This window comes from Proteiniphilum sp. (genome assembly GCF_040307845.1).
In the GTDB taxonomy this organism is placed as follows: domain Bacteria; phylum Bacteroidota; class Bacteroidia; order Bacteroidales; family Dysgonomonadaceae; genus Proteiniphilum.
In genome coordinates this window covers 49789-63925 of sequence record NZ_JAWRIS010000061.1, presented here as the reverse complement: position 1 = coordinate 63925, position 14137 = coordinate 49789, and the positions used below count along the sequence as shown (strand labels likewise).

Here is a 14137-nt window from a genome sequence, read left to right as displayed (position 1 = left end):
CTAGAAAAATGCTCAAACAATATTTCAAACAGGCGTGGCATCTGATTAAGCAAAATAAACTGTTCAGTGGCATTTATATTGCCGGAACGGCATTGGGAATTTCCATGGTGATGGTGATGGCAATCATCAATCATGTGAAAACGGCGAACATCTATCCTGAAACCAACCGCGACAGGACACTGTACGTGAAATCGATTATAGTAACACCAAAAGATACCGCCCTCCAATGGACGAACTCGGGAGGTTTTTCTTATAAAAGCAGCACCCTATTTTTCCTGTCACTGAAAACGCCCGAATTGGTATCATTGGCAATGGATCCTGTCTCGAAATTCGTCTCCCTGCCAAATGATAATTACCTCAATAAGGTTCAGGTACGCTATGTAGACAACCACTACTGGAATGTATTTCATTTTCATTTTTTATCAGGAAAATCCTTTACCGAAGCTGATTTCCGCTCCGGGATACCTGCGGCGGTGATATCCGAATCACTGGCTAAAAAATTGTACGGTACGATCGATATTGTAGGAAAATACATCGAATGCGGTTTTAAAGAGTTTCGGATAGCGGGTGTCGTGAAAGATGTATCGTATGTGCTTTCGGGCACCTATGCGCAGGTGTGGATACCTTATACTACAAATAAAAACTATAACAAAGAAGACAATGAACTCGATGGATTGATAGGATCAATGCGGAATATTTACCTGTTGGCGCATTCAGCCGATGACTTTGATATGATCCGCACAGAAGTCAACGAAAATATCCGGCGTTATAATGCGCAATCAACCGAGTGGAATATCGACCTGGCAGGACAACCCGATACGAAGAAAGTGGAAGTCAACCGTTTCTGGTCGAATGTCGGTCCCGACATGCATAAAATCACATTGCACAACGTATTGTTGGTATTGTTATTCCTATTGGTTCCGGCGATCAACCTCTCCGGATTGAACAGCACCCGTATGGAACAACGCATGAGTGAAATGGGCGTGAGGAAAGCCTTCGGCGCCTCGCGCAAGAAATTATTCAACCAGATATTTACCGAGAACCTGTTACTGACCTTTGGCGGGGGATTGACGGGATTGCTGCTTTCCTATCTGTTTATATCGGTATCGCGCAACTGGATACTCGATTTGGGAAAACAAATTGCAGATATTTTACCGGAAGGTGCAACGGTCGATTTTTCCCTGTCCATGCTCTTCAATCTCAAGATATTTGTGGCGGTATTGCTGGTTTGTTTCGTGATGAACCTCCTTTCGGCATTGATCCCCGTGTACCGTTCCTTACGGAAAAATATAACTGATTCGCTTCACATACGCTATACATGATTCAAAGATGATAAAACAACTTTTAAAACAGATTTGGGCACAACGCAAGCAAAACGGATGGATATTCGCTGAGTTGTTGGTTGTCTGCATGTTGATGTGGTACATTGTGGATTTCTGCTTCGTACTCCTCCATAATAAAAGCATTCCGACAGGCTCGGATATCAGCGATACCTATGTGGTTACTTATGGTGTGCTGCCGGAAGAAAACTCACGGTATGATGCCGCGGAGAGCGATTCCCTCCGGATGATGCAGAACCTGGAGCTATTCACGCGCAAAATCAGACAATATGGACAGGTAGAAACGGCCAGCCTGCTCAATACCGGCTGGGGAACACTCCCCAATTCCGGCGGTTTTTACGGAGGGGTAATACAATACGATACCATTAATACGTCTACTGAAAGAAAGTTTATCTCATCGGGTGATTATTTCCGCATTTTCCGGTATACATCCGCCATGGACAACTCATGGGAACGTCCTGCAGGTATCGACCTGTATCGGGACAATGCGGTCTTCATCACCCGTATGATCGAAAAAAAATTGTTCGGACAACAATCAGGCATAGGCAAAAAGATAACCATCGGCAGAGGCGATAATAGCAAGGAATATATGGTTGCAGATATACTGAACGACCAAAAGCGGTTTGATTACGACCTTCCGGCACCGGCCGTTTTCATCCCTGCCGAACCATTATCAGTCGGGAATATGAACAGCCACGCCGTGTGTATCCGGTTGAAAGCAGGAACACCCGAAAAACCGTTTATCTCCGGCTTCAAAAAAGATATGACTCCTTCTTTGCGGATCGGGAATCTATATCTGGAGGATATCGAGTCCATGACAGCGAAGAAAGCCAATATAGAATACGAGTTCGGAAAGACCAATGAAATTCGCACCAATATGATTATCATGGCATTTTTCTTATTTTGTATTGCATTGGGTGTGATCGGCACATTCTGGTTCCGTATTGCCTCTCGGCGCAACGAAATAGGCGTGCGTATGGCAATGGGCAGTACCCGCGGGAATTTACAAAAACAGTTTATTCTGGAAGCGATATTATTACTGACCATAGCCATCATTCCTGCCATTTGTATCAGCACCTTTATCGTGCAGGCCGACCTGATAGAGACTCTCGGGAAACGAATCCCTGACAATATATACATAACCGGCCAAAAATGGCTTCGCTTTTTCCTCACATATATCATAACGTATCTCTTTTTGGCGGTAATCGTCGGATTAAGCGCATGGATACCTGCTTACCGGGCATCAAAAATCCATCCGGTGGAGGCGTTGAGGGAGGAATGACTAATCCCGATAAATCGGGACAGGTAGTGCCAATCGAAGCGTAGCGAAGATTCCGGCCTGACCGGATGTGAATAATTTGCTAATGAGAGAAGATTGATATGATAATTGAATGAGATTGATGGAGATTGATGAAGATTGAATGTCTTAAGTGAGATTTTCCTTACTTCTTAACTTCTTAAAGTATTTATTCTAAAAATATTATAAACAAATAAATGACAAAAATGGAAACAATGATTTTATTAGACAAGGTGCACAAGATTTACCGCACTGAAGAGATTGAAACTGTGGCGTTGGAAAACGTGAATCTCGAAGTGAAGCAAGGCGAATTCCTCGCGGTAATGGGACCGTCGGGATGTGGAAAATCCACCCTGCTCAATGTGATGGGATTGTTAGATGCCCCCACCTCCGGGAAAGTGATTATCGACGGCAAAGAGACAGCCGAGATGAAAGATCGCGAACTGGCCAAGTTCCGTAACGAAAACCTCGGCTTCGTGTTCCAGAGCTTCCACCTGATCAACTCGCTCAATGTGCTCGACAATGTGGAACTACCCCTACTCTATCGCAAGACGGGGGCACGTGAACGCCGCCGCCTGGCGGAAGAAGTGCTTGCGCGAGTCGGGCTATCGCACCGGATGCGCCATTTTCCCACCCAGTTATCGGGAGGGCAGTGCCAGCGTGTGGCAATCGCCCGTGCCGTGATCGGTAACCCGTCCATTATCCTTGCCGATGAGCCGACCGGGAACCTCGACTCGAAAATGGGTGCCGAAGTGATGGAACTGCTCCACAAGCTCAACAAGGAAGACGGCCGTACCATCGTAATGGTAACGCATGACGAAAGCAAGGCCAAAGAGACTTCCCGTATCATCCGCTTCCTCGACGGCCGGCAAATCTCATGAAATTGATGTGATGATTTACTGATCCCGATTATTAATTGACTACCTCTATTTGCAATTCATTGTCAATTAATAAAGTCATAGTTTTCATTTTTACTTTCTTAGTTAAAAAAGTATGCTACAACAATATTTCAAACAAGCATGGAGGCTGTTAAAAGAAAATCCCGTGCTGAGTGCCATTTCCATTATCGGCACGGCATTGGCGATCTGCATGATCATGGTGATGGTGATGTCGCATCAGGTGAAGAACGCGCCCTATCCGCCCGAGACCAACCGCGACCGGATGCTCTATGTGAAATGGATGTCGAGCAGGGAGAAAGGATCCCCGAATAGCGGATCAAGCAATGGCCCCATGTCGTATGCATTTGCAAAGGCATGTTTTAAAACCCTGAAAACGGCCGAAGCTGTAGCCATTGTGTCGCCTTTTACACCATCAGCGATAGTATCCATCCCGGGACAAATCTTCGCTGAAAGTTATGATAAAATGCTTACCGATGAAGATTTCTGGCGTGTATTCGATTTCTCATTTATCGATGGTAAACCCTACACTAAAGAGGATGTGGATGCCGGATTACGAAAAGTAGTCATCTCAGAAAAAACTGCCCTCAAAACATTCGGCACTACGGCCGTTTCCGGGCAGCGTATTTTAATCGACTACACTGAATTCATCGTAAACGGTGTAGTAAAAGATGTTTCCCCAGTGGCAACGGCGGCTTACTCTCAGATATGGGCGCCAATCACCACGACAGTTCTTCCTGACGGTGGTGAAGAAGGAATACAAGGCGTTTGCAGGGTCTATATACTGGCAAAAAGTAAAAAGGATTTTTCTGCGATAAAGGAAGAAGCTGAAGTACTCCGCAAAAGATACAATGACGCAACAACCACTTACGAGGCATTCTACCGCAAACAACCCGATACCCACTTTGTCTACATACACCGCAAATGGGCAAATATGGAACCCGATATGAAAGCGATTGTACAGCAGTCGGCCATTGTATTGGTATTGCTGTTAATCGTGCCGGCGATCAACTTATCGGGAATGATGAACTCCAGAATGAGGAAGCGCCTCTCCGAACTCGGCGTTAGGCGGGCCTTCGGCGCCACTCGAGGTAACCTGCTTTCGCAAGTGATGTGGGAAAGTCTGCTGCAAACGCTGTTGGGCGGTATGGTAGGGTTGATTCTTTCCTATATTGCCGCCTATGCCTTAAAAGGAATCATTTATGAAAATAGTGATATGGCATACCAATTGGGAGAAGTCACGCTGAACCCGGCGTCACTGCTCAGTCCCGCCATATTCCTGTATGCTTTCCTTTTCTGTTTGTTGCTCAATGTGCTATCGGCATTTATCCCCGCACGGAGCGTATCGCACAAGCCCATTGTAGATTCTATTCATTCTAAATAAATCATAGTATGTTGAAGCATATCCTCACGATCATCAAAAACGAACGCAAGCAAAATATCGGCTTATGGATAGAACTGCTGATTGTTTCCGTCTTCCTTTGGTACATAGTAGATAATGTGTATGTCACACTCCATAATTACTATAAGCCTCTGGGATTCGATACGGAACATACCTATATCATGCATTTGGGCTTGTTGAATGAGAGCAGTCATGAATATCTAAAAGATATATCCACAGAAACAGCTGTCGGGTACTTACATACGGCGTTGGAGCGCATTGAGCGGAATCCCATGGTTGAAGCGGCCAGCATATCGCAAAACTCCAGTCCTCATATCGGGAGTAACAGGTCGATGACCATTTACCGGGATACATTGCAGACAAGATATGGTGTATTGAACCGAACGGTTACGCCGGATTTCTTCCGTGTATTCAGATACAAGTCGGTAAATGGCAGTAGCGACGAATTAGTACAAGCGTTGGAACGCAACGATCTCGTTCTCTCTACTGATGTGGTAACAGAATTGTTTAAATCAGACGAATTACCCGTAGGTCAACAGATATCCTTCTCCAAAAGCGATTCTGCACAGTTATACAGGATAGGAGCCGTTTCCGATGTTGTCCGTTACGACAATTTCTCCAATTGGAATTCTTATTTTGCGCAACGCATGGATAACGATTTTCTTGAAAGATTTTCGGGTGAATGGGTCTCTTCTCTTGAATTCTGTGTTCGTGTAAATCCGGAAGAGGACCATAATTTTATCCGCCGTTTCCGGCAGGATATGACCCAACAATTACGCCTTGGCAACTACTATCTGGGAGAGATACAATCGATACCGGTCAATAAAAAAGCATTCCAGAAAGATGATATCAACGACCTGAAGATGCGTATGTTTATCGTACTCTTTTTGCTGGTTAATATCTTTCTGGGTATTACCGGAATATTCTGGTTCAGGACACAGCACCGCAAGAGTGAAATTGGTCTGCGTATTTCACTCGGAGACACACCCAAAGAGGTATTGAAAAAATATTATATAGAAGGTCTGCTATTGCTTACGGCAGCAATGATCCCCACGATGATCATCATCTTTATCCTTGGCAGGGAAGGGATATGCGAAACTTATCTGATGCCTTTCACCGTCGGAAGATATTTTATCGGTTTTCTCATTACCTATCTACTGTTAGCATTGATGATTATCTTCGGTATCCTGATTCCAGCCCGAAAAGCGGTAAAAGTGCCACCGGCAGAAGCGTTGCGGGATGAATGATTGATGTGATGATTTAACGATGTGATGATGTGCCAATGAGACAATATGCCAAAGAGACTAATAAGAATAATGTACTAATGAGAAAAAGAAAGTCTGAAGTCAAGATTTGGTTTATGCTGATTATTAATTGACTACATCGATTTGCAATTCATTGTCAATTGTCAATTGTCAATGAATAAAGTATTAGTTTTTAGTTCTTCACTTTTAGTTCTTAGTTTAATAAATATGCTCAAACAGTACTTCAAACAGGCGTGGCAACTGATAAGGCAAAACAAGCTTTTCAGCTCCATTTATGTGATCGGAACGGCATTGGGTATTTCGATGGTGATGGTGATGGCTATCCTGAATCATATCAAAACTGCCAATATCTATCCGGAGTATAATCGCAACAGGATGATGTATGCAAAAACGATAAGCATGGCTCCGGTCGATACGGTACGATTTAAATACACAAACTCGGGTAATCTGTCCTACAAAGCGGCACGATTGCTTTTTATGCCGTTGGAAATTCCCGAAAAAATATCAGTCATGATGTCGGGATCCAATTTTGCATCACTGCCGAATGACGATAACCTTGTCAACGTCAAAAGCCGATATGTGGACACCGCTTACTGGGAAATCTTTAATTTCCGTTTTCTGTCGGGAAAACCGTTCTCCAATGCCGACTTCCGGTCGGGATTACAGATTGTTGTCATCACCGAATCGCTGGCAAAAAATATTTTCGGTTCGTCCGATGTAGTAGGAAAATATCTTGAATACGGCTTTAAACCTTACCGTATCGTGGGTGTGGTAAAAGATATATCGTATGTAATGGAAGAGACTTACGCCCAGATATGGATGCCCTATACCTGTATCGAAGATTATGACAAGGAATGGTCCGAAAGGGGCGGAATGATTGGCGGCATAAGCGCGGTATATCTGCTGGCACACTCTCCATCTGACTTTGAATCCATCCGCAACGAGGTAAACGAGAATGTGCGCCGCTACAATGCACAGGCTACGGATTGGAAAGCAGACCTGATGGGGCAGCCCGATATACAATCGGTGGCCATACACCGTTATTGGTCGAATGAAGGGCCTGATATGACAAAAATCCGGATCCAGAATTGGCTACTCATATTCTTACTACTCCTCGTGCCCGCGCTCAACCTGTCGGGGATGAACAGCACACGTATGGAACGGCGGTTAGGAGAGATGGGAGTACGCAAGGCATTCGGGGCATCACGCTCCAAACTCACCAACCAGGTGCTGACCGAGAACCTGCTGCTCACCGGATTGGGAGGATTGGCAGGATTACTGTTCTCTTATCTGATCCTTTTGTTCACACGCGATTGGATCCTCGATATGGGAAGACAATACGCCAGTTCACTTCCCGAAGGTGCATCGGTCGATTTCTCCGCCACCATGCTCTTCAATGGAAAAATATTCCTTATCGTCCTGCTGGTATGCCTTGTGATGAACATACTATCAGCATTGGTACCCGTCTATCGGTCGTTACGCAAGCAGATCACCGACTCACTCTACATTAAATACAACTGATCATGTTACAACATATTTTCAGACAGATTTGGGCACAACGCAAATACAACGGTTGGATTTTCATCGAACTGATGGTCGTCTTTGTATTGGTCTGGGTACTGACGGATTACGCTTTTGTGATGCTGCACAACAAGAGTATCCCACAAGGATTTGATATAAATGACACCTATCTTGTAACCTACGGTATTTACGGGGATGAAACTAACCGATACAATCCGCAAGAAAGCGATTCGGTAAAAATAATGGAAAACCTGGATCTGTTCGTCCGTAAGATCAAAGAATACAAGGATGTGGAATATGCAGACCTGACCTATCTCTCATGGGGATCCGTACCATTTTCAGGAGGACAGAACAGGACCTCTGTCAAGAAATACAATGATGGTGATCCTACCGAAGTATTTGCTGAAACTAAAAACGTCCGCTCGGGTGATTTTTTCCGTATCTTCCGGTACACATCTGCAAAAGATGGATCATGGGAGCGTCCGGCGGACATCGACCTGTATCAGAATAACTCCATCCTCATCACGCGAAAAGTGGAGAGGGAACTGTTCAAGAACGGATCGGCCATTGGAAAAACCATTACGGCAGACATAGGTGATGGCTCGAGGAACTATGTAGTCGCCGACGTACTGAACGACCAGAAACGCTTCGATTACAGATTACCGGAAGGAGGTGTATTTGGTGATTCACCATCGGCTACACCAGACAATTTAACAGGTTTTGGAGTCTGTTTTCGGGTGAAGCAGGGAACACCGGAGAAACAGTTTATCCTCAATTTTAGAAAAGAAATGACAAAACAGTTACGTATCGGGAATTTTTATCTGAAAAATATAGAGTCGTTCCACCAACGAAAAGAAAACCTCAGATATGAATTGGGAATAACCAACGAAGTACGCACCCGTACAGCCCTGATGATTTTCTTTCTGTTAAATATCGCCTTGGGAATCATTGCCACCTTCTGGTTCCGCAATGAAACCCGGCGCAGCGAAATTGGCTTGCGCATGGCGATGGGAAGCACGCGCGCAACATTACAACGGCAGTTTATCACAGAAGCTGTTCTCCTGTTCACCTTGGCGGTTATTCCTGCCCTCATTATTAATTACGTGATTGCACGAGCCGGTATGATCGAACTCAATATAGACCTCCATAGGAAATATGAAACCGTAGTGGGATCACCCTATATAACCCAGCATTTCACATGGCGCTTTTTAGTGGCAAACCTGATGACCTATCTGTTACTCGTAGTGATTATACTATTCAGCGCCTGGCTCCCGGCATACAAAGCATCGAAAGTCCATCCGGTGGAAGCGTTGCGGGATGAGTGATTGATGTGATGATGTGATGATTTACTGATGTGATAATTGATTAATGTGCCAATGTGCCAATGAGACTAATATAATGAATTTCAATTTTTCACTTTTCACTTTTAATTTTTCACTTAAAAAGTCTTGGCTCTTGATTCTTGATTCTAAAAGTCTAAAATATGATTAAACAATATTTCAAACAAGCGTGGAGGCTGTTAAAAGAAAATCCCGTGCTAAGTGCCATATCCATTATCGGCACGGCATTGGCGATCAGCATGATCATGGTGATGGTAATGTCGCATCAGGTGAAGAATGCGCCCTACCCGCCCGAGACCAATCGCGACCGAATGTTATATATGAAATTTGTGAGGGCGCAACGGACGAACAGTGCCGGATCAAGGAACAGTACGGTTGGTTATCAACTGGCGAAAGAGGGTTTTAAAGCATTAAAAACACCCGAGGCCGTAACAATTGTTTCTGCATACGAGCCTCCTGCGTTAGCCACACTACCGGGAAGCAGAATAGTTAAATCATACAATAAATTATTGACCGATGACGCTTTTTGGCAGGTATTTGATTTCCATTTTATCGAAGGAAGTCCTTATTCTCAAGCGGATGTCGATGCAGGTCTTTATAAAGCTGTGATTTCAAAGGGTGTTGCCCGCGAGATGTTCGGGACAACAGACGCAGTAGGAAAAACAATCCAGTTAAATTATACCGATTATACCGTGTGTGGTGTGGTGAATAATGTGAATGTGCTGGCAACGGCCGCTTACTCCCAAATATGGATCCCCCTTACCTCACAACCGAATATATAAAGAAGAAAGTGACCGGATCGCAGGAAAATACCGGATTTATATCCTGGCCAAAAACAGGAAAGATTTTCCGGCAATAAAAGAAGAAGCCGAACAATTACGTCAAAAACATAACGAGGGGTTAAGTGGTGAATATGCAGCCGAGTATAAAGGGCAGCCTGAAAGCCATTTCGCCTATTTGAATCGGGAATAGGCCGGAGACGAAGTCAACGTATCAAAAATTATTATTCAGTATACTGTAATTATAGCTTTATTATTACTTATCCCTGCTGTCAACCTGTCGAGTATGACCGGATCACAAATGCGCAAACGACTGTCAGAACTGGGAGTGCGGCGAGCATATGGTGCGACAAGAAATAATTTAATATATCAGATTATGACGGAGAGCCTTATACAAACCCTAATTGGTGGACTATTAGGCCTTATACTCTCCTATATAGCAGCTTATGCACTAAGAGAAATGCTCTATGAAGGGGCAATGGTTCCGTTTACATCTCTGCTTAGTCCGGTCACCTTTTTGTCTGCATTCCTTTTTTGTATACTATTGAATGTGCTGTCGGCTATTATCCCTGCATGGCGTACTTCACGTAAACCCATTGTAGAATCCATCCTTTCTAATTAAATAATAGGACTATGATCAAGCATATTTTACAAATTATCTGGAATGAACGGAAACAGAATATGGGTATTTGGCTCGAATTTTTTCTGGTATCTGTTTTCTTATGGTTTATAGTAGATTTTTTATACGTAACAGTGGGTATTTATACAAAACCGATGGGTTTTGATACGGAGCATACCTATATCATGCGCCTCGGGATATTGAATGAGAATAGCCCTGAATTCAAAAAGGAAGAATCTGTTCAGAAGGAAGTAGAGCAACTCCTAATTATCCAGGAGCGGATACAACATAACCCGTTAGTCGAAGTTGCCAGTCTATCTTTTCATTCCAGTCCTCATATTGGGAATAACATATCTCATCACCTCTACAGGGATACATTTCAAACAAATTTTCCCGTATTGGAAAGAGCAGTTACTCCTGACTTTTTCAAAGTATTTCGGTATAAAGCAAAAAGTGGAAGTACCGATGAACTGGTACAGGCTGTTGAAAAGAATGAATTTGTGATTTCGGGAAGTGTTGAAAGACTACTGTTTTCCAATGGTGAATCGGCTGTAGGAAAAGAGATATCCTTAAGAAAAGGCGACTCAATAACCTATCGGGTGGGAGCCGTATCAAAAGGAGTCCGTTATGACCATTTCAACACATGGGATCTATACTTTGCACGTGCTTTATCAAATAAAACATTAGAAACTTTCACCGGAGATAAAATCAACGCATTGGAAATATGTGTACGGGTAAAACCGGAGGAAGAGCGTGATTTTATTGATCGCTTTCGCTCCGAAATGACGGAGCAGTTACGTGTTGGAAATTATTATCTCAGCACTATAGAGTCGATCCCTGAAAATAGAAAGATATTCCAACGGGACGATATGAATAATCTGCGTACTCGCATGTTCATTACCTTTTTCCTGCTGGTAAATATCTTTTTAGGAATAATCGGCACATTCTGGTTCCGCACCCAGCACAGAAAAGGAGAAATAGGGTTAAGGATTGCATTGGGAGATACTCCGAAAAAGATCTTAGAGAAATATTATATAGAAGGTGTAATTCTCTTAACCTCGGCAATAATACCTGCAACAGTGATCATATATGTTCTTAAAGTTACCGGGTTATTATCCTATTACGAGTCATTCACTTGGGGACGTTGCCTGATCGGCTTTGGGATTACATATTTATTACTGGCACTGATGATTATTATCGGCATCTGGTTCCCTGCACGGAAAGCAGTAAAAGTACCGCCAATGGAAGCGTTGCGGGATGAGTGATTGATGCGATGATGTACTGATGTGATGATCGATTAATGTGTCAATGTGCCAATGAGGATAATACGAATAATGAAATAATCATGTGAATTATTATTATCAGCTAAATGTGGCAATAAAACTACTGATTTAGCTGATAATAAATTTTATCATCAGCTAAAACACCAAATAAAAGATGTATTTGAAAAAACACCCAACTTTATATTTTAGAGTGTAGATGCTTGCACCTTGCACAAAACAGTGAAGAATCATCTTTTTATAGTTTCTTATCAATAAATACCTTAATATCATTTTATTAAACTTATTTTTGGAATTAAAATACCGCTCATTCAAATAAAAGCGGTATATTTGTCCCAAAATTATGTGGCATGAATCATAAACTTCAAATGCTGTTCAGCAAGAATAAGGGCTATCTGACAAAAAAGCAATTGCCTGATAAGTCCACCTACAACCACTTGTTGCAGTTGGTTGATGAAGGTATTGTGGAACGTGTAAAGCGGGGCGTATATCACTACGAGAGCGCTGCATTTGACAATACGATGATTGACATCGAAAAGATTGTTCCCGATGGGGTGCTTTGCCTCTATTCGGCTTGGGCGCATTATGATTTGACGGTACAGATACCGCAATCATTCAACATTGCCATAGAAAAAAACAGGAAAATAGCATTGCCCGAATATCCCCCGATTACGCTATATTACTGGATGCGCAAATATCAGGAAATGGGGGTTATCAAGCAAAAAATTGGCGGTTACACAGTAAAAATATACGATTTGGAAAAATCGGTTTGTGATGCCGTTAAATACCGCACTAAAATCGGATTGGATGTGGCTACTGAAATCCTGAAAAATTACCTGAAACGCAAAGACCGCAACCTGTCTAAGTTGATGGGCTATGCGAAGCAAATGAGAGTAGAAAAAACGCTTAAAACTTATTTGGAAATCGGACTATGACCAAAGATATTGCAAAATCAATCAAGGCAAAGTTGCTTAACTTGGCAAAGCAAGAGCGATTGGATTACCAATTGCTTATTATTCGCTATTTGTATGAACGACTACTCTACCGATTGTCTATCAGCGATTACCGCGAAAGATTCTACCTAAAAGGTGGTACGTTGTTGTATGCTTTTGAAAAGGAATATCCGCGGCCAACGTTGGATATCGACTTTTTAGGTGTGAAAATCAAAAACGATGTAGCGCATATCAAAGAAATATTCATAGAAATTTGCGGTTTAGCGTGTGAAGAAGACGGTGTAAACTTCGATATAAATTCTATCGCAACGGAAGAAATCACCGAACAGAAGGACTATACGGGAATACGTTTGTCGCTCGTTGCCCACTTGGACACCATTCGTCAGGTGATGAAAATGGATATTGGTTTCGGCGACGTAGTTACGCCAAGACCGTTAGTTATATCGTACCCTGCTTTGATGGAAGAATTGCCGACGGCAAGTATTTTGGCGTATTCGTTGGAATCCGTTGTTGCCGAAAAGTTTCAGGCGATGATTGAACTTTCTGAAGTAAACAGCCGCTATAAAGATTTCTACGACGTATATAAAATTCTTAAAAATCAGGAATTGGACAACGACATTTTATCGGCAGCCATTCACGCCACTTTTCAAAATCGTGAAACTCATTATTTCAAAGGACATCCGCTTTTCACCAAAGAGTTTGTAACCAATGAAGAACGAAATAAACATTGGTCGCTTTTTTTGAAAAAGATAAGACAGGATGACGGCCTAAGTTTTGAATCGGTGATGACCGTGATTGTTTCAAGGCTTGAACCGATATACGAAACACTTATTTATTGAGCCTTGCACACTCTCTGAGTGCGAAGAATATTATAAAGAGAATGGAATCGTGATGAATCGTATGCAGGTAGTAGAGAGCTATATGATATTTGGCGGTATTCTGATGATGTACTGATGTGATGATTAATTAATATGCCAATGTGAATAATGTGAAGAAAACTACATTTTATTTGCATATAGATAACTTTTCAGTTAACATTGAAAGAACAACTAAAGGGAAAAGCAATGAACAAGGACGAAATCAGAAATGCGAAGAACTTTGACGAGTTGTTAGACATCAAATATGGTAAGATCGGCACAAAAAACGAGACGAGTTTGAAGAAAAAGCGCACTGTTTTATGATCAGCGAAATGCTGAAAGAGGCACGGAAAGAAGCGAATATGACACAACAACTAGCCGAAAAAGTCGGGACAAAGAAAGTTGTATATCCCGATTGGAAAACGGAAAGTGCGATATCCAGCTTTCAACACTCTACAGGATATTTGAAACAGGGCTTGGCAAACAAATAAGCCTTGTAATCGGTTAAAAAGCAAATTTTGCCGCAAACCCATCTCAACTGTCCGAAAACGAACCCTGACTGTTCGTTTTCGGACAGTTATTGTTTTA

General features: G+C 42.7%; 13 protein-coding genes. All 13 read left to right on the top strand.

Going from position 1 to position 14137, the window contains the following annotated elements; translation table 11 throughout:
* Positions 1-8: 8 nt before the first annotated feature.
* Positions 9-1322: an ABC transporter permease gene (locus tag ABV001_RS14900; RefSeq protein WP_352423545.1), complete on the top strand. Its 1314-nt coding sequence runs from the start codon at positions 9-11 to the stop codon at positions 1320-1322.
* 7 nt (positions 1323-1329) lie between these two features.
* The gene (locus tag ABV001_RS14895) at positions 1330-2622 is read left to right on the top strand and encodes an ABC transporter permease (protein ID WP_352423544.1); all 1293 of its coding nucleotides are present in this window, start codon (positions 1330-1332) and stop codon (positions 2620-2622) included.
* A 230-nt stretch (positions 2623-2852) separates the two neighbouring features.
* Positions 2853-3518 carry an ABC transporter ATP-binding protein gene (locus ABV001_RS14890; protein WP_352423694.1) on the top strand — a complete coding sequence of 222 codons (666 nt, stop codon included), beginning with the start codon at positions 2853-2855 and terminating at the stop codon, positions 3516-3518.
* 112 nt (positions 3519-3630) lie between these two features.
* Complete coding sequence (locus ABV001_RS14885; RefSeq protein WP_352423543.1) at positions 3631-4917, top strand: ABC transporter permease; 1287 nt, start codon at positions 3631-3633, stop codon at positions 4915-4917.
* An 8-nt stretch (positions 4918-4925) separates the two neighbouring features.
* The gene (locus ABV001_RS14880) at positions 4926-6182 is read left to right on the top strand and encodes an ABC transporter permease (protein WP_352423542.1); all 1257 of its coding nucleotides are present in this window, start codon (positions 4926-4928) and stop codon (positions 6180-6182) included.
* 225 nt (positions 6183-6407) lie between these two features.
* Positions 6408-7721: an ABC transporter permease gene (locus ABV001_RS14875; RefSeq protein WP_352423541.1), complete on the top strand. Its 1314-nt coding sequence runs from the start codon at positions 6408-6410 to the stop codon at positions 7719-7721.
* A 2-nt stretch (positions 7722-7723) separates the two neighbouring features.
* Complete coding sequence (locus ABV001_RS14870) at positions 7724-9046, top strand: ABC transporter permease (RefSeq protein WP_352423540.1); 1323 nt, start codon at positions 7724-7726, stop codon at positions 9044-9046.
* A gap of 158 nt (positions 9047-9204) precedes the next feature.
* A complete protein-coding gene (locus tag ABV001_RS14865) occupies positions 9205-9843 on the top strand; it encodes an ABC transporter permease (RefSeq protein WP_352423539.1) in 639 nt (212 codons plus the stop codon).
* 283 nt (positions 9844-10126) lie between these two features.
* The gene (locus ABV001_RS14860; protein ID WP_352423538.1) at positions 10127-10462 is read left to right on the top strand and encodes an ABC transporter permease; all 336 of its coding nucleotides are present in this window, start codon (positions 10127-10129) and stop codon (positions 10460-10462) included.
* Positions 10463-10473: 11 nt separating this feature from the next.
* Entirely contained in the window at positions 10474-11724 is a 1251-nt protein-coding gene (locus ABV001_RS14855; protein ID WP_352423537.1) for an ABC transporter permease, read from the top strand.
* Positions 11725-12089: 365 nt separating this feature from the next.
* Entirely contained in the window at positions 12090-12674 is a 585-nt protein-coding gene (locus ABV001_RS14850) for a type IV toxin-antitoxin system AbiEi family antitoxin domain-containing protein (RefSeq protein ID WP_352423536.1), read from the top strand.
* Positions 12671-13531 carry a nucleotidyl transferase AbiEii/AbiGii toxin family protein gene (locus ABV001_RS14845; protein ID WP_352423535.1) on the top strand — a complete coding sequence of 287 codons (861 nt, stop codon included), beginning with the start codon at positions 12671-12673 and terminating at the stop codon, positions 13529-13531. The genes ABV001_RS14850 and ABV001_RS14845 overlap by 4 nt, the downstream gene beginning before the upstream one ends.
* 338 nt (positions 13532-13869) lie before the next feature.
* Positions 13870-14040, top strand: coding sequence for a helix-turn-helix transcriptional regulator (locus ABV001_RS14840; protein WP_352423534.1), 171 nt, complete (start codon positions 13870-13872; stop codon positions 14038-14040).
* Positions 14041-14137: the final 97 nt, after the last annotated feature.